Below are 20,178 nucleotides of genomic sequence, written 5' to 3'. Positions count from 1 at the left end.
CGGGGTGAGCCGGTGCAGGACGGCCGGTCGGTGTTGTTCGCGGGCGGCACGGTGATGATCGCGTTGCTGGGCCTGCTCGCGCTCGGGCTCGGGTCGCTGCGGGGCGTCGCGCTGGCCGTCAGTCTCACGGTGCTGGTCACGATGGTCGCGTCGATCACGTTGCTGCCCGCACTGCTCACGTTGTTCGGGAGGCGGTTGGAGCGGGCGGTGCGCAGGCGGGCGGACCGTGACCGGGGCGCGAGGTGGCGGAGTTGGGCCACGCTGGTGCAGGGGCGTCCGTGGCCGGCCCTCGTGGTGGCGCTCGCCGCGTTGGCCGGGCTCGCGCTGCCCGCGCTCGGCACGCATCTCGGGTTCGCCGACGAGGGCACGGAGTCGCCGGACTCCACGACCCGGCAGGCGTATGACCTTCTCGCCGAGGGGTTCGGGCCGGGGTTCAACGGTCCGTTGGTCGTGGTGGTCGAGGGTTCTCCTTCGGCGATGGCGGAACTGACCGAGGCGGTGTCCGATGTGGACGGCGTGGCAGGGACGGGTGAGCCGCGCATGACCGGAGGGTTCGGGGTGTTGATGGTGTACCCGGACACGGCGCCGCAGGACCCGGCGACGTCCGGGTTGGTGACGCGGCTTCGGGAGAAGGTGTTGCCGGGACTGGCTTCGCGGACGGGTGCGACCTGTCTGGTGGGTGGGTCGGTCGCGGCGGCCGCCGACTTCGCCGGCGCGGTCGGGGATCGGTTGCCGTTGTTCGTGTTGGTCGTGGTCGGGTTGTCGGCGTTGCTGCTGATGGTGGTGTTCCGTTCGCTGCTGGTGCCGTTGAAGGCCGCTTTGTTGAACCTGCTGAGCATCGGGGCCGCGCTGGGGGCGATGACGCTGGTGTTCCAGCACGGTCTGCTCGGCGAGCAGCCGGGTCCGATCGAGGCGTTCGTGCCGGTGTTGGTGTTCGCCATCGTGTTCGGGTTGTCGATGGACTACGAGGTGTTCCTGGTGACGCGGATGCACGAGGAGTGGCGTCGTACCGGGGATGCGTCGCGGGCGGTGCGTGAGGGCCTTGCCACGACGGGCGGGGTGATCACCGCGGCGGCGGCGATCATGATCGTGGTGTTCGGGGCGTTCCTGCTCGACCAGGACCGGATGCTCCGTCAGTTCGGGCTCGGGCTCGCGGTCGCCGTGTTGGTCGACGCGTTGGTGATCCGGTGTCTGGTCGTTCCGGCGGTGATGCGGTTGCTCGGCTCGTGGGCGTGGTGGTTCCCTGGCAGGAAGCGTGAAGTCTGACCCTGTCCGATGAGGACTTCCGGCCGCGACACAGTGTTCCCGGCTGAACACGGACTGTCCGGTAACGTTCTTGTGGACAGTCACCCGGGCGCACCGCACGATTTCGGGGGCTCGGCGACGCGTCCGGCAGCGGCCTTGCCGGGCGCACGGGAGAAACGCCTGGTCAGTGCACGGTTCGGTGGCGGGGCTTCGGGTCTTGTGGGTGCGCTGCCTGGAATGTCGATCAGGTCAAAAGTTGGACACTCGGTGCGTCGCGTGCACGTGGGGGGTCGGGAGCAGTAACATTCGGGGATGGCGTGGGGGTGTGGGAGCCCGACGCGCCCATGCTGGACCGGGGAGGACCAGATGCCGGATCAAGGTGTGATGACGACACCGATCTTCGACGAACTGCTCGCCGAGCTGGGGCACGACCTCGGGCACCTCGAGGAACCAGACGCGCAGGACACCGACAGCGAGTAACGTGCTCGACCCATCGTTATGAAGGACTCCTTCCTTGCGCTCGGCGTCAGGAAGGAGTCCTTCAGTGCATGGGCCAGGGGGTCAGGCGGGCCGGTAGGCGCTCGAAACCACGCAGGATTCGGGTGTTGCGGTGGGTCGCGCCGGGGATGAGGCGGAGGTTCGGGTAGCGGTCGAACAGTGTCCGCAGGCCGACTTCGCCCTCCATCCGGGCCAGGGCCGCGCCGAGACAGTAGTGTCTGCCCGCCGAGAACGAGATGTGCTCACGCGCGTTGGGCCGCCGCACGTCGAACCGCCTCGGTTCCGGGAACACCGCCGGATCGTGGTTCGCCCCCGCCAGGATCGTCGTGACCAGCGCGCCCGCCGGGACCGGGACCCCGGCCACTTCCGTGTTGTGCGTGGCCGTCCGGCCCGTCAGCATGACCGGCGGGTCGATGCGAAGGATCTCGTCCACCGCGTTCGGCCACAGCGCCGGGTCTTCGCGCAGCACGGCCAGCTCCGCCGGGTTGTCGTGCAGCAGCGCGGTGCCGTTGCCCAGCAGGTTCACCGTCGTCTCGAAGCCGGCCGCCAGAACCAGCCCTGCCGTGGCACGAAGTTCCAGATCGGTCAGGCCCACCCCGTCCTCGCGTGCCGCCACGAGCCGGCTCAGCAGGTTGTCCCCCGGGTTCGCCTTCAGCTTCTCCAGGTGCTCGGCGAGCCACGCGTCGAACGCCGCCAGCGCCGACTCCACCCGCCGGAACTGGCCCCACGACAACCCCATGTCCAGGCTCGGCGACGCCGCGGACCCCAGCGTCGACACCGTGCCGCGCTGTTCGGGCGGAACACCCAGGATCTCCGCGATGACGGTCACCGGCAGCTGACCGCAGTAGGTCTCCACCAGGTCCACCGGATCGGTCGGGTCGATCGTGTCCAGTAGCTCGTTCGCTATCTCCTCGGTGCGTCCGCGCAGGTTCTCCACCGCACGCACCGTGAACACCCGCGTCACCAGCCTGCGGTAGCGGGTGTGGTCCGGCGGCTCCGTGACCAGCAGCGACGGCGGCGCCATCGGGTGCAGGAACGCCACCGACGACCACCGCGCCAGCCTGCCCCAGAACCCGGCCGCCGGGGTGATCCCGCTGCGGAAGTCGTTGCGGCCCAGCACTTCCCGCACCACGGCGTGGCTCGCCGTCAGGTAGGTGAACGCGCCCTTCGACACCGCGCCCCTCGCGCGGATCTCGTCGAACAGGTCGGTCATCCCGAGTGTGGGGGTCGTGCCGCCAGCCGTGAACAGCCGCGCCTGCAGGTCGCCCCGCCTCGCGGCCAGCCGCAGCGCGGTGCGGGGCATACCGTGGTTCAGGCCCCACCGCACGACCGGCTTCGCCACGTCCGCTACTCGCGTCATGGTCCCTCCCAGCATGGTACTGGCGCGTACCGCCTACCCTACCCGGAGTAGACGCCGGTCAGCGACCTCGCAGGAACGCGCTCGGTGTCACACCCTTCCAGCGCTTGAACGCGTGGATGAAGCTCGACGCCTCCGCGTAACCGAGCCGGTACGCAACGTCCTCGACCGGCACGGCTCCCCTCGTCAGCAGCTCCTCGGCCAGCGCCTCCCGCACCTCGTCGAGCAACGCCCGGAAGCTCGTGCCCTCGTCTTCCAGCCTGCGGCGCAGCGTGCGGGTGCTGACACCCAGCCGCCTCGCCACGTCGGTCATCTGCGCGCTCACCGCGCCGAAGCCCGACAGCAGCTCGCGGACCTCGTGTGCCATGCCCGTGCGGGCCCGCCTGCTGGACACCAGCTCGCGACACTGCGCCTCACACATCGCGACCGTGTGCGGGTTTGCCTGCGGCAGCGGCTCGTCGAGGTAGGCGGCGGCGAACCTGGCCACCGTCGCCCGGCACCCGAACTCCGGTGCGAGACCGAAGACCTCGCGGTACTCCTCGTCGGAAACCCGTGGCGGGAAACGGAAGTCCACGCCCGTGAGCGGTACCCCACCGGGGACCAGCTCGTCGATCACCGTGTGGATCGCGGCCAGGTCCCGTTCCACCAGGAAGCGTGCGACGTCGTCGGGCAGCAGTCGGTCGTCGATCGTCAGCAGCACCTCACCGTCCACAATGGACACACTGGGGATGCTGAACGTGAAGCTGAGATCCAGGTACCGCAACGCGACCGCGACGGCGTCCCGCATGGTCGGGCTGCTGATGAACGCGAACCCCAGGATGCCGAACGTCGTCGCGTGGTACTCGCGGCCCACGGCGAGGCCCGCTTCCGGCAGCGCGGCGGCCAGGTTGCGCACGACCCGCAGCTCCTGGTGCGCGGTCACCTCCGCCCTGGGGTTCGACAGACCCGTCGTGGTCAGACCACTGCCGGCGAGCAACCGCTCCGGCGGGACGCCGCGGTCCGTGCCGAACCGGACGAGCAGACCGGTTCCCGCGATGCTCCGTGGGAAGTCCCAGTGCCGGATCACCGGCTCCGCGAGCTGCGTCATGGCCGGAATTATGGATCGGCTGGCCGCGGTTGTCTGGCCCGGGTGCCCGCCGACTCCCTACCTTCGCGGAATGCGTGCGCCGAGGAAGCCCAGTGTCGCCGTCATCGGCGCGGGTTTCGGCGGCCTCGGCGTCGCCAGCGTGTTGCGGCGCGCCGGGTTCGCCGACGTCACCGTCCTCGAGCGGGCCGACGACGTCGGCGGTGTGTGGCGGGACAACACCTATCCCGGCGCCGCCTGCGACGTGCCGTCCTCGCTGTACTCGTACTCCTTCTCCCCCAACCCGGACTGGCCGCGCCGCTACGCCGGGCAGCCCGACATCCACGCCTACCTGCGCCGCACGGTGGCGACCGAGGGCCTGCGCGTGCGGTGCGGCACCGAGGTGACCGGCGCGACCTTCGAGGACGGCCGGTGGCGGATCGAGACCAGCACGGGCACGGTCACCGCCGACGTGCTCGTCCCGGCCGTCGGACAGCTGTCCCGGCCCGCGATCCCGGACATCCCCGGCACGTTCGCCGGGCCCACGTTCCACTCCGCGCGGTGGGACCACGGCGTCGACCTCGCGGGCAGGCGGATCGCGGTGATCGGCACCGGGGCGAGCGCCGTCCAGTTCGTGCCCCGCATCCAGCCGCGCGCGACCCGGGTCACCGTGTTCCAGCGGTCCGCGCCGTACGTGGTGCCCAAGCCGGACCGCGCCTACCGGCCGTGGCACCGGCACGCGTTCGAGCGGTACCCGCTGGTCCAACAGCTCGGGCGGCTCGCCACGTGGGGTGTCGGCGAGCTGCTGACCAGCGCGCTCACCAGCCACCGGTCGCTCGCGCGGCTCGTCGACCTGCTGTTCCGCGTGCACCTGCGACGCCAGGTGCCCGACCGCGCGCTGCGGGAACGGCTCGTGCCCGACTACGAGATCGGCTGCAAGCGGCTGCTGTTCTCCAACGACTGGTACCCGGCACTCACCAGCCCGAACGTGGACGTGGTGACCGAGAAGATCACCGAGCTGACGCCGACCGGGGTGCGGACCGCGGACGGCCGCGCGCACGAGGCCGACGTGGTCGTCTACGGCACGGGGTTCGCCGCGACCGACTTCCTCGCCCCGATGCGGATCCGCGGCCTGGAGGGCCGGGAGCTGGCAGACGAGTGGGCCGGGGGCGCGAGCGCCTACCTCGGCCTCACCGTGCCGGGGTTCCCCAACATGTTCCTGGTCTACGGGCCCAACACGAACCTCGGCGGCAACTCCGTCATCGCGATGCTGGAGGGCCAGTTCGCCTACATCCTCGACGTGGTGCGACGGATCGTCCCCGGGTCCGGTGTGGACGTCCGGCGGGAGGCGGCGGACCGGTTCGACGCCGAGATGCGCGAACGGCTCGGGCGCAGTGCGTGGGCGGGCTGCGCGAGCTGGTACCGCGACGACCGGGGCCGGATCACGACCAACTGGCCGGGCCTGGTGCGCGAGTACCGCAGGCGCACGGCACGGGCCGACGCCGCCGACTACCGGCTCGTCACCACGCGGACACCTCAGGTCGAGGGGGCGTGACGTGTACGACTTCGACGTGCTGGTGGTCGGGTCCGGCTTCGGCGGCAGCGTCACCGCGTTGCGCCTGACCGAGAAGGGCTACCGCGTCGGCGTGCTGGAGGCGGGGCGGCGCTTCGCCGACGACGAGTTCGCGAGGACCAGCTGGCGGGTGCGGGACTACCTGTTCGCGCCGGCGTTGCGGTGCTTCGGGATCCAGCGGATCTCCTTGCTGCGCGACGTTCTGGTGCTGAGCGGCGCGGGGGTCGGTGGCGGTTCGCTGGTGTACGCCAACACGTTGTACGAGCCGCCTGCCGCGTTCTACCGGGACCCGAGGTGGGCGGACATCACCGACTGGCAGGAGGAGCTGGCGCCCTGGTACGGCCAGGCGCGGCGGATGCTGGGGGTCACCACGTACCCGCGCACGACGGCGGCGGACGAGGTGATGCGTGCGGTCGCTGAGGAGATGGGCGTCGGGGGCACGTATCACCCCGCCGACGTCGGCGTGTTCTTCGGCGCGGAGCCGGGAGAGCGGGTGCCCGACCCGTTCTTCGGCGGTGCGGGGCCGGCACGGACGGGCTGCACGCACTGCGGTGCCTGCATGACCGGCTGCCGGCGGGGCGCGAAGAACACCCTCGTCAAGAACTACCTGTACCTGGCGGAGAAGGCGGGTGCGGTGGTCCACCCGCTGACCACCGTGACCGACGTCGTGCCGCTGGCCTCCGGCGGGTTCACCGTCCACACGCGACGGACGGGTTCCCCCCTGCGGTCGGGGACCGTCACCGCCGGGCAGGTCGTGTTCGCGGCGGCAGCCCTCGGCACACAACGACTTCTGCACCGGCTGCGCGACCGGGGACGGCTGCCCGGCGTGTCCGACCGGCTCGGCACGCTCGCGCGGACGAACTCGGAGGCGGTGCTGGCGGCCAAATCCCGCACCGACGACGTGGACTACTCGACCGGGGTGTCGATCACGTCGTCGATCCACCCCGACGCGGCGACGCACGTCGAGCCGGTCCGGTACGGGCGGGGCAGCAACCTGATGGGACTGCTGATGACGGTCCTCGTCGACCCGGAGACCGGCAGGCGCCGCTGGGTGCTCGGCCTGCGTGAGCTGTTCCGCCGCCGAAGGGACCTGCGCAGGCTGCTGTCGCCGCGCCGCTGGTCGGAGCGCACGATCGCGTTGCTCGTCATGCAGAGCCACGACAACTCGCTGACCACCTACACCCGCCGCGGCCTGTTCGGGCGCGGGATGACCACCCGGCAGGGCGACGGGGAGCCGAACCCGGTGTGGATCCCGGCGGGACACGACGTGACCAGGCGCGTCGCCGCGAGGCTCGACGGGATCCCCGGCGGCGCGTGGCCCGACCTGGCGAACATCCCGCTGACCGGCCACTTCATCGGCGGCTGCCCGATCGGCGCGACCGCCGCCGACGGCGTGGTCGACCCGTACCACCGGCTGTTCGGGCGCCCCGGCCTGCACGTGGTGGACGGCTCGACCATCTGCGCGAACCTCGGGGTGAACCCCGCGCTGACCATCACGGCACTCGCCGAACGGGCGATGTCCCTGTGGCCCAACAAGGGCGACCCAGACCCGCGACCGCCGCTCGGCTCTGCCTACGAGCGGGTGCCCCCGGTCGCGCCGAACCGACCGGTGGTGCCCGCGGCGGCGCCCGCCGCGCTCCACCTGACGATCACGCGGGAGGAAGGTGCCGGATGACCGCTCCAGAACAGTCCGCCACGGAGGCCGGCTACCCACCGGAGCCGTGGGACCTGCGGGGACACGGGTACGTCTCGCTGTGGCTCGTGCCGACCCGCGAGCTGCCGCCGCTGCCCGCCGGGCTGCGGCCGGTGTCGACGTTCGGGCGGACCGTGGTCGCGACGGCGTTCGTGGACTACCTGCCCGGTGGACTGCTGGCCTACCACGAGCTGCTGGTGGCGCCGCTGGTCCGGGAAGGTGCGCGGCCCGGCCTCTCGATCACCGACATCTGGGTGGACAGCGCGGCGTCGATGGCGGGCGGCCGGGAGCTGTGGGGCATCCCGAAGGACATGGCGGAGTTCGAGATGGCGCACGAGCCGTCGTTCGACGCCACCGCACGGCTCGGGAAGACCGTGGTGGCCTCCGCCCACGGCACGCGGGGGCGTCGCGGCCTGCGGCTGCCGTTCCCCCTGCTGGGCAGGGCGTCACAGGCCCTGCGCGGCCGGCTCGCGCACACTCCGCTGCGTGCGGGCGGCCGGGTCCACACGGCCCGCGCGACCTGGGAAGTGGACGGTCCTCTCGCGTGGTTGCGGCCGTACGAACCGTTCCTGACCGTGGCCGCCACGGACTTCACACTGCGCTTCGGGCCTCGTCGCCGCTGATCAGCGGCTCGTGCCGGAGGTTGGGGACCGGTGGTTGTGCACGCCGTCCGGCGGTGCGGTTTGATTTCGGGAGGAGTCTGACGAAAAGTAGGTGGCACGGGAAGGAGGTGTGCCACTGCCGTGAACCAGGGAGAACTGGACACGTCACCAGGTCGGGTCGAACCCGATCCGGGGTGGCTCGCTGCCCCGCTGCCCATCGTCGTCGCCGACCGTGACGGGATGATCACCGACACCAACGACAGGTGTCGGGAGGCGCTACCCGATGCGGTGGCCGGCACGCTACTGGCTGACACCGTGCCCTCGTGGCTCCACGCCGCCCACGGTGAGGTCGTCGCCGGTGAGCCGGGTACCAGCACGGGCCCGCTCGGGGAACGCAGTGTCGCGGCGCATCCGGTGCGCCTGCCGGACGGCGGCGTCGCCTGGTGGCTCGTCGACAACACCGCCGAGGAAGCACTGCGCCTGGAACGACAGCGCACCGAGTTCCTCGCCACCGCGTCCACCGCACTGCTGTCGTCGCTGAACCCCCGGCGCTGCATGGAGGTCACCGCGCAGCTCGCGGCCACCCAGCTGGCCGACGCCGCGATGGTCATCGCACCGGGGCGCCACGGGTGGTTCCCGACCGTGTCGTGCACGCGGGACGGGCGGCTGGCCCACAGGCGCCGCAGGCTCGAGCCCGACGACGTGCCGGGACTCGGCGAGGCACTGCAGGGATTTCCTCCCGTGCCCTCGCGCTGGATCGATCCGGCGTCGGCGCCGGAGTGGCTGGTGCCGGACGACTTCGGCACGGTCGGCTCCCTCGTGGTCACGCCGCTGCCCGGCCACGGGGTGCCCGCAGGTGCTCTCGTGCTGCTGCGGCACGCCGAGCAGTCCGCCTTCAGCGAGGACGAGGAGCTCTTCGCCCGTCTGTTCGCCGCGCGGGCCGGGGTCGCCATGTCCGCCGCGCACGTCTACGCGGAGCAGTCGCTCGTCGCCGAGGTGCTGATGCGCGAGCTGCTGCCACCCACGCTGCGTGAGGTCGCCGGTGTCGACTTCGCGGGCCGGTACCGGGCCGCCCTGGACACCGACCGCGTCGGTGGCGACTTCTACGACGTTCACCCCACCGAGGACGGCGAGACCCTCGCGGTGCTCGGTGACGTGTGCGGCAAGGGCCTCGAGGCGGCCGTGCTGACCGGCAAGATCCGCACGACGGTACGTGCGCTGCTGCCGCTGTCCACCGACCACCAGCGCCTGCTCACGCTGCTCAACGACTCGCTGATCAGCGGCGACAGCACCCGGTTCGCCACGCTCGTGCTCGCCTCGGTCACCCGTGACGGCGGCACCGTCCGGCTGCGCCTGACCGCGGCAGGCCACCCGCCGCCCCTGGTCGTGCGCGCCAACGGGGAGGTCGAGGAGGTCGACACCCGGGGCACGCTGGTCGGCGCGCTGTCCACGATGCGGTCGCGGTCGGCGGCGGTGACGCTCGCGGCAGGCGAGACCTGCCTGCTCTACACCGACGGGATCACCGAGGCCAGGGGCGGGCCGCTCGGCAGCGAGATGTACGGGGAGCAGCGGCTGCGCGACTCGCTGGCCCAGTGCGCGGGCATGCCCGCAGAGGCGGTCACCGAACGCATCCAGATGCTCGCCATGCAGTGGGCGGGCCGCCACTCGCACGACGACATGGCGGTGCTCGCAATCACGGCGCCGCGCAACCAGCACCTGACGGCCGTCGGCGGCCACGGGCGAGGGCGGTACACCGCATGACCAGCACGATCACCACGGACACACACGAGCACGTCGACCTGTTGTGGGACGCCGTGATCGAGGGCGACGAGTACGCGGCACGGGAGGTCGTCGCAGGCGCGCTGGACGCGGGACTGCCCGCCGAGTCCGTCCTGCTCGACGTCATCGGCGCCGTGCAGCGGCGCGTCGGCGAGGCGTGGGCCGAGGCACGCATCAACGTGGCACAGGAGCACGCGGCGACGGCGATCAACGAGCGGGTCATCGCGTCGCTGCCGGTGCGGCGCCGGGAGATCCGGCACGGGCGGGTGACCGTGGCGTGCGTGGACGGCGAGTGGCACGCGCTGCCCGCCCGCCTGCTCGCCGAGACCCTGACGCTGCGCGGGTTCGCGGTCGACTACCTCGGCGCGCAGGTGCCCGCCCCGCACCTGATCGCGCACCTGCACCGCACCGCGCCGGACGCCGTCGCACTGTCCAGCTCCATCCCCACACGGCTGCCGACCGCGCACGCCACCATCACCGCGTGCCAGGCCGCCGGGGTGCCGGTGATCGTCGGCGGCGCGGCGTTCGGCCCGGACGGCCGCTACGCGAAGCTGCTCGGCGCGCAGGCGTGGGCACCGGACGCCAGGGCCGCGGCCGACCGGCTGGCCGGTGAGCCGCTGGACCGGCCACTGGCCGTGCACCAGCCGATCGACGACCTGCCGCACCTCGCCGACCAGGAGTACTCGCTGGTCATGCGGACGTCGACGACGCTGGTCGCCGGGATGTACTCGGGGCTGGCCGAGCGGGTGCCCGCGATGCGGGAGTACACCGAGCAGCAGCGCCAGTACACCGCGGAGGACCTCGCGCACATCGTCGAGTTCCTCGCCGCGGCGCTCTATGTGGGTGACAGCGAGCTGTTCACCGGGTTCCTCGGCTGGACGACCGGTATTCTCGCGGCACGTGGCGTCCCGCCGTACACGCTGCGGGTGGGACTCGACCTGCTGACGGCACAGCTCCGGGACTTCCCCCGTGCGAGCGAGCTGCTGACCGAGGGGGCGAGCCACCTCGACCGACTCGTGCAGAAGGAGGGGCCCGCATGACGTCCCTGCCAGAACTAACCTTCACGTGGGACCGCCCCGCCAACCACGTCGGCAGGGTCGTGCTCGCGGGCAACATCGTCCACACCAACGCCGACGAGCTGCTGCGCGTGGTCACCGATCTGCTCTCCGATGATCCCGGGCTGCGTGAGTTACGCCTGGACTGCGCAGGCCTCGACATCTGCGACTCGCGTGGGCTCTCGACGCTGCTCATGCTGCGCCGCCACACGGAGTCGCTGGGGCTGGACCTGCGGATCGTCAACCGGCCGCTCGCACTGGACCGCATGCTGGAGCGGACGGGCACGTCCGAGTACCTGATCACCGACCGGGCCATGCGCCAGGACCGCGAACCCTCCGGCTGACCGCACTGAAGGACGCCTTCGTAACAGCCAAGCCAGTGCACTGAAGGACGCCTTCGTAACGCTGGGCGTACCGAAGGACGCCTTCATAACGTACGGCTCGCACCCGCCAGTGGTCTCCCGAGTGGGTTGAGCGTTCCGGTGTGAAGCCTGTGAGAACTCGGGGACGGGCGCTACGCGCCCGGCACCCGCGCAGCGGGTGCTTCCTGTCGCAACGCGAGCGTCACGCGCCGACGCCGACGTGGACCCTCGGCGGCTCACGGCCGAACGCACTGAAGGACGCCTTCGTAACACTGGGCGCACCGAAGGACGCCTTCATAACGTTGGGCTCGCGCCAACCTGGGGCTTCCAACTGCGGGTTGACCGTTTCGCTCGGTGGAACGGGCCTCGCGGCCGGGACGGCCGGGACGGCCGGGACGGCCGGGACGGCCTGCGAAGCGGGACCCCGCCACCTCGTCACGGAACCGCGCTTGAACCTGACGAACCCGTGCCCTCAGACTGCGGCAGACCGGCAATCGCACGAACCGATGGTGCTCCCTCCAGCGGGTGACGATCTCGCGCCGCGGGCGGAGGTCTCGACCCGCCTGGCCGCGACGGCGGGCAGGCTGGAGGCGGTAGACGAGCACAGCTGCCGCTACAGCACCCGCCGGACGACTGGCCGTGGCTGGCGGCGATCCTGGCCGCGGTGGGTGTCCCCTACCGCGTGGAGTCCCCGCCGGAGCTGGTGGCCGCGACCAGCGAGCTGGCGGTGCTGGCGACCGAGGCGGCCCGACGGGAACGGCCCGGCCGCGCCGGGTAGTGGCGCGGCCGGGCCGTCACGACGAACGGATCAGGCGGTGACGTCGTACCGGTCGAGGTTCATGACCTTGTCCCACGCGGCGACGAAGTCCGTCACGAACTTCTCCTTCGCGTCGTCGCAGGCGTAGACCTCGGCGACGGCACGCAGCTCGGAGTTCGAGCCGAACACCAGGTCGACGCGGCTGCCGGTCCACCGCACCTCGCCGGTGGCGCGGTCGCGGCCCTCGAAGGTCTCCGCGTCCTCGGACACCGGCTTCCACTCGACGTCCATGTCGAGCAGGTTCGCGAAGAAGTCGTTGGACAGGGTCCCCGGGTTCGTGGTGAGGACGCCGTCCGTGGACTGCCGGTAGTTGGCACCGAGCACCCGCAGGCCGCCGACCAGGACGGTCAGCTCCGGCGCGGTCAGGTTCAGCAGGTTCGCGCGGTCGACGAGCAGGTACTCGGCGGGCAGCCGGGTCCCCTTGCCGCGGTAGTTGCGGAACCCGTCGGCTGCGGGCTCGAGGTAGGCGAACGACTCGATGTCCGTCTGCTCCTGGGTCGCGTCGGTGCGGCCCGCGACGAACGGCACCCGCACGTCGTGGCCCGCGGCCTTGGCGGCCTGCTCGACCGCGGCGCACCCGCCGAGCACGATGAGGTCGGCGATCGAGACCTTCTTGCCGCCGGTCTGCGCGCTGTTGAAGGCCTCCTGGATGCCCTCGAGCGTGCGCAGCACCTGCGCCAGGTTCTCCGGCTCGTTGACGTCCCAGCCGCGCTGCGGCTCGAGGCGGACACGTGCGCCGTTGGCACCGCCGCGCTTGTCACCGATGCGGAACGTCGAGGCCGACGCCCACGCGGTGGCGACCAGCCGGCCGACCGAGAGCCCCGACTCGAGGATCTTCGCCTTGAGGTCGGCCTGGTCGGTCTCGTCGACCAGCTCGTGGTCGACGGCCGGGACGCGGTCCTGCCAGAGCAGCTCCTCCTGCGGCACCTGGGCGCCGAGGTAGCGCTCGATCGGGCCCATGTCGCGGTGGGTGAGCTTGAACCAGGCGCGGGCGAACGCGTCGGCGAACTGGTCGGGGTTCTCGTGGAAGCGGCGCGAGATCGGCTCGTAGATCGGGTCGAACCGCAGCGCCAGGTCGGTGGTCAGCATGGTCGGCGTGCGGACCAGCGAGCCGTCCTCGGGGTCGGGCACGGTGTTGGCGCCCGCGCCGTCCTTGGGCTTCCACTGGTTGGCGCCCGCGGGGCTCTTGGTCAGCTCCCACTCGTAGCCGAACAGGTTGTCGAAGAAGTTGTTGCTCCACTGGGCAGGCGTCTGCGACCAGGTGACCTCGATGCCGCTGGTGATGGCGTCCCGGCCCTTGCCGGTGCCGAACTTGTTCGTCCAGCCGAGGCCCTGCTCCTCGATGGGCGCGCCCTCCGGCTCCGGGCCGACGTACTGGTCGGGGTCGGCGGCGCCGTGGGTCTTGCCGAAGGTGTGGCCGCCCGCGATCAGCGCGACGGTCTCCTCGTCGTTCATCGCCATGCGGCCGAAGGTCTCGCGGATGTCGCGGGCCGCGCCGAGCGGGTCCGCGACGCCGTTGGGGCCCTCGGGGTTGACGTAGATGAGGCCCATCTGGACGGCCGCGAGCGGCGCCTCGAGCTGGCGGTCGCCGGTGTAGCGCTCGTCGCCGAGCCAGGTGCGCTCCGGGCCCCAGTAGATGTCCTCGTCGGGCTCCCACACGTCCGCGCGGCCACCGGCGAAGCCGAACGTCCTGAAGCCCATGGTCTCCAGGGCGCGGTTGCCCGCGAAGATCATCAGGTCGGCCCACGAGACGCGGCGGCCGTACTTCTTCTTGACCGGCCACAGCAGGCGGCGGGCCTTGTCGAGGTTTCCGTTGTCCGGCCAGCTGTTCAGCGGCGCGAAGCGCTGCATGCCCGCACCGGCGCCACCCCGGCCGTCCTCGACGCGGTAGGTGCCCGCGCTGTGCCACGCCATCCGGATCATGAAGGGGCCGTAGTGGCCGAAGTCGGCGGGCCACCACTCCTTCGACGCCGTCATGACCTCGTCGACGTCACGCGCCAGCTCGTCGAGGTCGACGGTCTTGAACGCGGCGGCGTAGTCGAAGTCCCCGCCCATCGGGTTGGCGACGGCGGAGTGCTTGCGCAGGATCGAGAGGTTGAGCTGGTTCGGCCACCAGTCACGGTTGCTCCCACCCTCGGTCGGGTGGTTGAAGCGACCGGCGTGGACCGGACACCCGCCCGCGCTCTCCTCGTTCATCTCGCCGACTTCGGCGTTGGGGGCGTCAGGACGCTCAGACACAGGTACTACCTTCCGGATCAGTGTTGTGTGGCAAGGGAAGTGGCAGTGGAACAGTCGGGACACAGACCCCGGTAGACGACCTCGGCCTCGTCGATGACGAACCCGTGGTCCTCGGACGGGGTCAGGCAGGGCGCTTCGCCCACGGCGCAGTCGACGTCGGCGATCACACCGCACGACCGGCAGACGACGTGGTGGTGGTTGTCCCCCACTCGCGCCTCGTAGCGTGCCACCGAGCCTGGCGGTTCGATGCGCCGCAGGAGACCCGCGTCGGTGAGCACTCGCAACACGTCGTAGACCGCTTGGTGGGACACGGCCCCCAGTCCCTCGCGTACGATGCCGATGATCGTATCGGTGTCGGCGTGTGGACGGTCGTGCACCGCGGCCAGTACCGCGACCCTGGGACGTGTCACGCGCAGCGCGACCCCGCGCAGCAGGTGTTCGAAGTCCGAAGTGGCGGGCACCCGTCCGATCCTTGCCTATTTTCTGGAATCAATCAAGTTCTGGAACCAATCAGGTCTACGACCTGTGCGTCGGTCCTGAACCCGTCCGGCGCGGGAGGCGTACAAAGGGCAGGGACGGCGTCCGACGGGAGACCAGGGGTGGGTGGTGGCCTTGTCCGTGGTGCGGTCGAGGACACTGCGCGCGTGGACCGTGGTGGCCGCCGTCGCGGTGGTCGCGGTGCTGGTCCCGCAGGTGCCCGGCTGGCTGCCCGTGTCGGCGGCACAGGTCGACCCGGCGACGCTGCGACAGCGCGTCCAGGGCTCCACCGACCGGCCCTACCAGGGGTTCGCCGAGGTCAGCGGCACACTGGCGCTGCCGGAGTTGCCCAACCTGCGTGACCTCACGGCACTGCTCACCAGCACGACGCGGGTGCGAACCTGGTACGCGGGGCCCTCGCGGTGGCGGTTCGACGTGGTCTCGCCGGTCGCCGAGCGCGACGTCTACGGCACCCCGGACGGCGAGTACACATGGGACTACGGCGCGAACCAGCTGACCAGGCTCGTCGGCGAGGTGCCGGTCCGGGTGCCACGCGCCGGTGACCTGACCCCGCCCGAGCTGGCCAGGCGGATCCTGTCGACGGGACAGGGCGACCCGGTCACGGCGCTGCCCGCCCGGCGGGTCGCGGGCCGGGACGCGGCCGGGCTGCGGGTGACCCCGCGCGACCCGGACACCACGATCGGGTACGTCGACCTGTGGGCGCTACCGGACACCGGCGTGCCGCTCGCGGTGGAGGTGGTCCCCCGCGGCGCGAGCCGACCAGTGCTGACCAGTACGTTCGTGGAGTACGACCCGACGACGCCGCCCGATGACGTGCTCGTGCCGAAGCACCCGGAGGGCAGCGGGTTCGGCGTGGTGGCGGCCCCCGGCATCGCCGACGTGCTCGGCGCGCTGGGGCGGGCCCGTCTGCCGGGTCAGCTGGCCGGGCGGGACCTGCGCCAGGCCAACGCGGCGGGCGTGCGCGGTGTCGGTGTGTACGGGAGCGGCCTGTCGGCTTTCATCGCGGTGCCGGTGCCCGGCGAGATCGGGGGCGAGGCGGTGGACGCGTTCACCAAGGCGGGCGGGAGCACCGAGGACGTGCCGAGTGGTGAGGTGACGCGCCTGACGATCGCGCCGCTGTCGGTCGCGGTGGTCCGCTCGGACGTCAGCAGGCGTTCGTGGCTGCTCGCCGGGCTCACCGACAGCGACGTGCTGCTCGCCGCCGCGAGCGACCTCGCCGCACGGCCGTGGAGCCGCCGATGATCGTCACCCGTGGCCTCACCAAGCGGTACGGCCGGGTCCTGGCCGTCGACGGGGTCGACCTGGACGTCCGGGAGGGCGACCGGTACGGCTTCCTCGGGCCCAACGGGTCCGGCAAGACCACGATGGTGCGGCTGCTGCTCGGGCTGGTCTACGCGACCAGCGGGGAGATCGAGGTGCTCGGCGAGCGCGTGCCCGCGCGCTCGCGGTCGGTGCTGCCGAGGATCGGCGCGCTGGTCGAGGGGCCCGCGGCCTACCCGCACCTGTCCGGGCGGCAGAACCTGGCACTGCTCGACGCGGCGGGCCCGGGCGGGTCCCGGCGCACCCGCAAGAGCCGGATCGAGGACGCGCTCGAACAGGTGGGCCTGTCGGGGGTGGACCGCAGGCCGGTGCGGACCTACTCGCTGGGGATGCGCCAGCGGCTCGGGCTGGCCGCCGCGCTGCTGCGCAGACCGAGCCTGCTGATCCTCGACGAGCCGACCAACGGGCTGGACCCGCGCGGCATCCGGGAGATCCGCGACCTGCTGACCGGGCTGAACGAGGCGGGGACGACCGTGTTCCTGTCCAGCCACCTGCTCGCCGAGGTCGAGCAGCTGTGCACGCGGGTCGGGATCGTGGACCGGGGGCGGCTCGTGGTGCAGGACGACCTCGCGACGCTGCGTGCGCCGACCGGGCACGTCGAGGTGGCGACGCCGGACGCGGCACGGGTGGTGGCCATGCTCGACGGCCGGGTGGTCGACCGCGACGGCGAGCGGCTGGTGGTCCGGCACGCGGACCCGGCGGCGCTCAACGCGGCGCTGGTCGCCGAGGGGATCCGGGTGTCGGCGATCGGCACACGGCGCAGGACCCTGGAGGACGTCGTGCTCGAGGTGACCGGACACGGCAGCGACCGGGTGGCACCATGATCGTCGTCGAGCTGCGCAAGCTGGTGCTGCGGCCGCGGGTGTGGCTGTCGATCTTCCTGCTGTGCGCGGTGCCCGCGCTCGTCGCGGTGCTGCTCGCGGTGTCGGACCTGGCGCCCCCGCCCGGGCAGGGCGGCGCGTTCCTGTCGGCCGTGCTGGACAACGGGTCGCTGTACCCGGCGGCGGCGCTCGCGATGGTGCTGCCGGTGTTCCTGCCGCTGGCCGTCGCGGTGTACGCGGGTGACGCGATCGCGGGCGAGGCCGGGACGGGGACGCTGCGGTACCTGCTCGTGCGGCCGGTGGGGCGGCCGAGGCTGCTGTCGGCGAAGCTCGTGGCGCTCGCGATCTACATCGTGCTCGCGGTGCTGATCGTGGTCGTGGTGTCGCTGGCGGTCGGGGTGGCGTTGTTCGGCACGGGCGCGGAGGCGGTCGGGCAGGCGGGGGCGGTGACGTCGCTGTCGGGCGCGACGCTCGAACCGGCGCAGCTGGCGGTCCGGCTGCTCGCGGCGATCGGCTACATCGTGGTGTCGATGCTGGGGTTCGGCACGATCGCGTTGTTCTTCTCCACGCTGTCGGACTCGGCGCTGGGTGCGGCGCTGTCGTCGCTCGCGGTGCTGATCGCGAGCTCCATCCTGGAGACCCTCGACGCGGCGGCCCCGATCAAGCCGTACCTGCCGACGAACTACTGGCTGTCGTGGATCGACTTCTTCCGCGATCCGGTGCTGTGGACCAACATCGACCGGGGGCTGCTCCTGCAGGCCGGCTACGTCGTGGTCTTCTTCGGTGCCGCGTGGGCGAACTTCGGCACGAAGGACGTCACGAGCTAGCCCCGGGGGTTCGTCCGTCGTGGTGGGCCAACACCCTGGACAGCAGCTCGGTCAACCGGTGTCGCTCCTCGGGTGAGAGCGGAGCCAGCAGTTCGTCCTGGGTGGCGGCCAGCCGCTTCTCCAGCCGCCGGAGCTGTCGCCTGCCCGCGGCGGTCAGCGAGACGATGTTGCGCCGCCGGTCGTCGGGGTCCGGGGCACGCTCGACCAGTTCCTGGTCGGCCAGCTCGTTGATCGCCGCGACCATGTCGCTGAGGTGGATGCCGCTGCGGCGACCCAGCGTGGCCTGGCTGGCCGGGCCGCACTCCTCGAGGGTGGCCAGCAGGCGGTAGTGGTAGCCGCGGGCGCCCGCGGCCGAGAATCCCTCGCCCACCAGGCGATGCGCGTGGTGGGCGGTCTGGGTGAGCAGCCAGCTCGGCAGGCTCGCCCAGGCGGCGGACGGGTTCTCCATGCGCCGAGTCTAACGAACCGTTCGGCGCACTAACGACTGTGATACCGTTCGGAGCACAAACATTAGTGACACAAACGTTCATGTGCCGAACGAATCTCCGGAGCAACGACCATGATCAAGCCTTTCCGCATCGACATCCCCCAGGCCGACCTCGACGACCTGGCCGGCCGGCTCTCCCGCACCCGCTGGCCCAACGAGGTCGCCGACGCCGGGTGGGACTACGGCTTCCCGCTGACACGGCTGCGTGAGCTGGCCGAGTACTGGCGCACCGGCTACGACTGGCGCGCGCACGAGGCCAGGCTCAACGAACTGCCGCACCTCACCACCGAGATCGAGGGCCAGCGCGTCCACTTCGTCCACGTCCGCTCCGCGAACCCGGACGCGCTCGCGCTGGTCCTCACCCACGGCTGGCCCGGCTCGTTCCTGGAGTTCCTCGACATGATCGAGCCGCTGTCACGCGACTTCCACCTGGTGGTCCCGTCGATCCCGGGCTACGGCTTCTCCGGGCCGACCCACGAACGCGGCTGGGACGTCGTCCGGATCGCACGGGCCTGGGCCGAGCTGATGCGCCGCCTCGGCTACGAGCGCTACGGCGCGCACGGCGGCGACTTCGGCGCGGGCATCTCCATGGCGCTCGGCGCGGTGGCACCAGAACAGGTCGTCGGCGTGCACGTCAACTACCTGCCGACCCGACCGGACCCCGACGCGGGCATCGCACTGTCCGCGACGGACGAGGCCCGGCTGGACAAGGTCAGGCGGCTGATGGCGAACCGCCCGCCGTACCAGGCCCTGCAGGCCCTCACCCCGCAGACCATCGGTTACGCGCTGACCGACTCACCGGTCGGCCAGCTGGCCTGGATCGCCGAACGCTTCGCGCAGTGGACCGACCCGCGCTCGCCGATCAGCGACGACCGGATGCTCACCGACGTCTCGCTGTACTGGCTGACCGCCACCGCGGCCTCCTCGGCACGACTGCACCGCGACACCCCCCGGCGGTCCGAGCCGTGCGCGGTGCCGCTCGGCGTCGCGGTGTTCCCGCACGACATCACCCAGTCGGTGCGTCCGCTGGCCGAACGCCGCTACGACGTCAGGCACTGGTCGGAGTTCGACCGGGGCGGCCACTTCGCCGCGATGGAGGTACCCGAGCTGCTCGCCGAGGACGTCCGGGAGTTCTTCCTCGACGTGACCCGCTAACCGGCCCGCAGCCGCGCGCAGTCCGAGGCGGCGGGTGCGGTCAGGGGTTGGTCGTCGAGGGCCTCCAGGACGATGCCGGTGACGAGCGGGTCGGTCGGCAGCTGTGAGTGGGACACGACGGCGTCGGGACAGATCTGTTGCAGTGAGACGTTGACCGCGCCGGGCAGGCGTGCGGAGTCCGGCGGGACCACGGTCTGGTCGTCCTCCGTCCACAGTGACAGCCACGGCACGCCCGCCGGGTCGCCGATGCCGTCGAGCAGCGCGCTGCCGGGGCTGAGCTGGCGGCAGGCGACCGGGCACGCGCCGGGGGCGAGCACCCCGCCCGCCGCGGCGATCTCCGTGCCGTGCAGCGGCGAGCCGAGGGTGACGACGCGCCGCACGAGCCGGGCGCCGTCACCGCCGACCCACAGCCGGGCCACGACGCCGCCCGCCGAGTAGCCGATCACGTCGACCGACGGGGCGCCGGTCGCCTCGGCGGCGTCGGCGAGGACGCGCACCTGGGCGTTGAGGTCGCCGGTGCCGTCGCCCGGCAGGGTCAGCACCCGCGCGTCCCGTCCGGCGCGGCGCAGGCGGTCGGCGAGGGTGGACAGCGCGTCGCGGGCGCCGCCGTAGCCGGGGACCAGCAGGATCGGGCCAGGACGGTCCTGCGCGGGCGTGCCTTCCCGGCCACCGCTCGCCACGCGGACGGCGACGACCGCGGCCACGGCGACCACCACCACCGCCACGACGGCCACCAGCCCGCGTCGCCGTCTGCTCAGTCCACGCCACCAGTCCACACCCCCATGGTC

At 71.9% G+C, this 20,178-nt stretch carries 16 protein-coding genes and 1 pseudogene; 11 read left to right on the top strand and 6 right to left on the bottom strand.

The window, feature by feature from the left end:
* Nucleotides 1-21: 21 nt before the first annotated feature.
* A pseudogene (locus CLV71_RS01225) lies at nucleotides 22-1,266 on the top strand (MMPL family transporter); the annotation flags it as partial.
* 520 nt (nucleotides 1,267-1,786) lie between these two features.
* Here the strand turns inward: CLV71_RS01225 and CLV71_RS01220 are convergent.
* Nucleotides 1,787-3,103 carry a cytochrome P450 gene (locus tag CLV71_RS01220; protein WP_243866150.1) on the bottom strand — a complete coding sequence of 439 codons (1,317 nt, stop codon included), beginning with the start codon at nucleotides 3,101-3,103 and terminating at the stop codon, nucleotides 1,787-1,789.
* 58 nt (nucleotides 3,104-3,161) lie between these two features.
* The gene (locus tag CLV71_RS01215) at nucleotides 3,162-4,187 is read right to left on the bottom strand and encodes an AraC family transcriptional regulator (protein WP_133900664.1); all 1,026 of its coding nucleotides are present in this window, start codon (nucleotides 4,185-4,187) and stop codon (nucleotides 3,162-3,164) included.
* Nucleotides 4,188-4,257: 70 nt separating this feature from the next.
* On the opposite strand from CLV71_RS01215, the gene CLV71_RS01210 reads away from it, so the two are divergent.
* The 6 genes from CLV71_RS01210 to CLV71_RS01185 all read left to right on the top strand — a co-directional run bounded on the left by CLV71_RS01210 (nucleotide 4,258) and on the right by CLV71_RS01185 (nucleotide 11,209).
* Nucleotides 4,258-5,718: a flavin-containing monooxygenase gene (locus CLV71_RS01210; protein WP_133900663.1), complete on the top strand. Its 1,461-nt coding sequence runs from the start codon at nucleotides 4,258-4,260 to the stop codon at nucleotides 5,716-5,718.
* A 1-nt stretch (nucleotide 5,719) separates the two neighbouring features.
* A complete protein-coding gene (locus CLV71_RS01205; protein WP_133900662.1) occupies nucleotides 5,720-7,411 on the top strand; it encodes a GMC oxidoreductase in 1,692 nt (563 codons plus the stop codon).
* Nucleotides 7,408-8,052: an acetoacetate decarboxylase family protein gene (locus CLV71_RS01200; protein ID WP_133900661.1), complete on the top strand. Its 645-nt coding sequence runs from the start codon at nucleotides 7,408-7,410 to the stop codon at nucleotides 8,050-8,052. The genes CLV71_RS01205 and CLV71_RS01200 overlap by 4 nt, the downstream gene beginning before the upstream one ends.
* A gap of 120 nt (nucleotides 8,053-8,172) precedes the next feature.
* A complete protein-coding gene (locus CLV71_RS01195) occupies nucleotides 8,173-9,792 on the top strand; it encodes a PP2C family protein-serine/threonine phosphatase (RefSeq protein WP_243866148.1) in 1,620 nt (539 codons plus the stop codon).
* The gene (locus CLV71_RS01190; RefSeq protein WP_133900660.1) at nucleotides 9,789-10,850 is read left to right on the top strand and encodes a cobalamin B12-binding domain-containing protein; all 1,062 of its coding nucleotides are present in this window, start codon (nucleotides 9,789-9,791) and stop codon (nucleotides 10,848-10,850) included. Before CLV71_RS01195 ends, CLV71_RS01190 begins: the two co-directional genes overlap by 4 nt.
* Nucleotides 10,847-11,209, top strand: coding sequence for an STAS domain-containing protein (locus CLV71_RS01185; protein ID WP_133900659.1), 363 nt, complete (start codon nucleotides 10,847-10,849; stop codon nucleotides 11,207-11,209). The genes CLV71_RS01190 and CLV71_RS01185 overlap by 4 nt, the downstream gene beginning before the upstream one ends.
* A gap of 826 nt (nucleotides 11,210-12,035) precedes the next feature.
* On the opposite strand, the gene katG is transcribed toward CLV71_RS01185, so the two are convergent.
* Together katG and CLV71_RS01175 are read right to left on the bottom strand one after the other, a co-directional pair.
* Nucleotides 12,036-14,240 carry a catalase/peroxidase HPI gene (gene katG / locus CLV71_RS01180; protein ID WP_133901189.1) on the bottom strand — a complete coding sequence of 735 codons (2,205 nt, stop codon included), beginning with the start codon at nucleotides 14,238-14,240 and terminating at the stop codon, nucleotides 12,036-12,038.
* Nucleotides 14,241-14,299: 59 nt separating this feature from the next.
* Nucleotides 14,300-14,743: a Fur family transcriptional regulator gene (locus CLV71_RS01175; protein ID WP_133900658.1), complete on the bottom strand. Its 444-nt coding sequence runs from the start codon at nucleotides 14,741-14,743 to the stop codon at nucleotides 14,300-14,302.
* 145 nt (nucleotides 14,744-14,888) lie between these two features.
* On the opposite strand from CLV71_RS01175, the gene CLV71_RS01170 reads away from it, so the two are divergent.
* The 3 genes from CLV71_RS01170 to CLV71_RS01160 are packed head-to-tail and all read left to right on the top strand — an operon-like array spanning nucleotide 14,889 to nucleotide 17,748.
* On the top strand, nucleotides 14,889-16,022 hold the full coding sequence (locus CLV71_RS01170; RefSeq protein ID WP_133900657.1) for a LolA-like protein: 1,134 nt from the start codon (nucleotides 14,889-14,891) through the stop codon (nucleotides 16,020-16,022).
* Nucleotides 16,019-16,924: an ABC transporter ATP-binding protein gene (locus CLV71_RS01165; RefSeq protein ID WP_133900656.1), complete on the top strand. Its 906-nt coding sequence runs from the start codon at nucleotides 16,019-16,021 to the stop codon at nucleotides 16,922-16,924. Before CLV71_RS01170 ends, CLV71_RS01165 begins: the two co-directional genes overlap by 4 nt.
* On the top strand, nucleotides 16,921-17,748 hold the full coding sequence (locus tag CLV71_RS01160; protein WP_133900655.1) for an ABC transporter permease: 828 nt from the start codon (nucleotides 16,921-16,923) through the stop codon (nucleotides 17,746-17,748). The genes CLV71_RS01165 and CLV71_RS01160 overlap by 4 nt, the downstream gene beginning before the upstream one ends.
* On the opposite strand, the gene CLV71_RS01155 is transcribed toward CLV71_RS01160, so the two are convergent.
* Nucleotides 17,738-18,196: a MarR family winged helix-turn-helix transcriptional regulator gene (locus tag CLV71_RS01155; RefSeq protein ID WP_133900654.1), complete on the bottom strand. Its 459-nt coding sequence runs from the start codon at nucleotides 18,194-18,196 to the stop codon at nucleotides 17,738-17,740. The two genes, CLV71_RS01160 and CLV71_RS01155, sit on opposite strands and share 11 nt — an antisense overlap.
* A gap of 111 nt (nucleotides 18,197-18,307) precedes the next feature.
* On the opposite strand from CLV71_RS01155, the gene CLV71_RS01150 reads away from it, so the two are divergent.
* The gene (locus CLV71_RS01150) at nucleotides 18,308-19,390 is read left to right on the top strand and encodes an epoxide hydrolase family protein (protein ID WP_133900653.1); all 1,083 of its coding nucleotides are present in this window, start codon (nucleotides 18,308-18,310) and stop codon (nucleotides 19,388-19,390) included.
* Here the strand turns inward: CLV71_RS01150 and CLV71_RS01145 are convergent.
* Entirely contained in the window at nucleotides 19,387-20,166 is a 780-nt protein-coding gene (locus tag CLV71_RS01145; RefSeq protein WP_243866146.1) for an esterase/lipase family protein, read from the bottom strand. The two genes, CLV71_RS01150 and CLV71_RS01145, sit on opposite strands and share 4 nt — an antisense overlap.
* Nucleotides 20,167-20,178: the final 12 nt, after the last annotated feature.

The sequence above is a fragment of the Actinophytocola oryzae genome (genome assembly GCF_004364325.1).
Taxonomy (GTDB): Bacteria; Actinomycetota; Actinomycetes; order Mycobacteriales; family Pseudonocardiaceae; genus Actinophytocola; species Actinophytocola oryzae.
The sequence above is the reverse complement of the archived record's forward strand: the minus strand, read 5'-3'. Positions and strand labels throughout refer to the sequence as shown.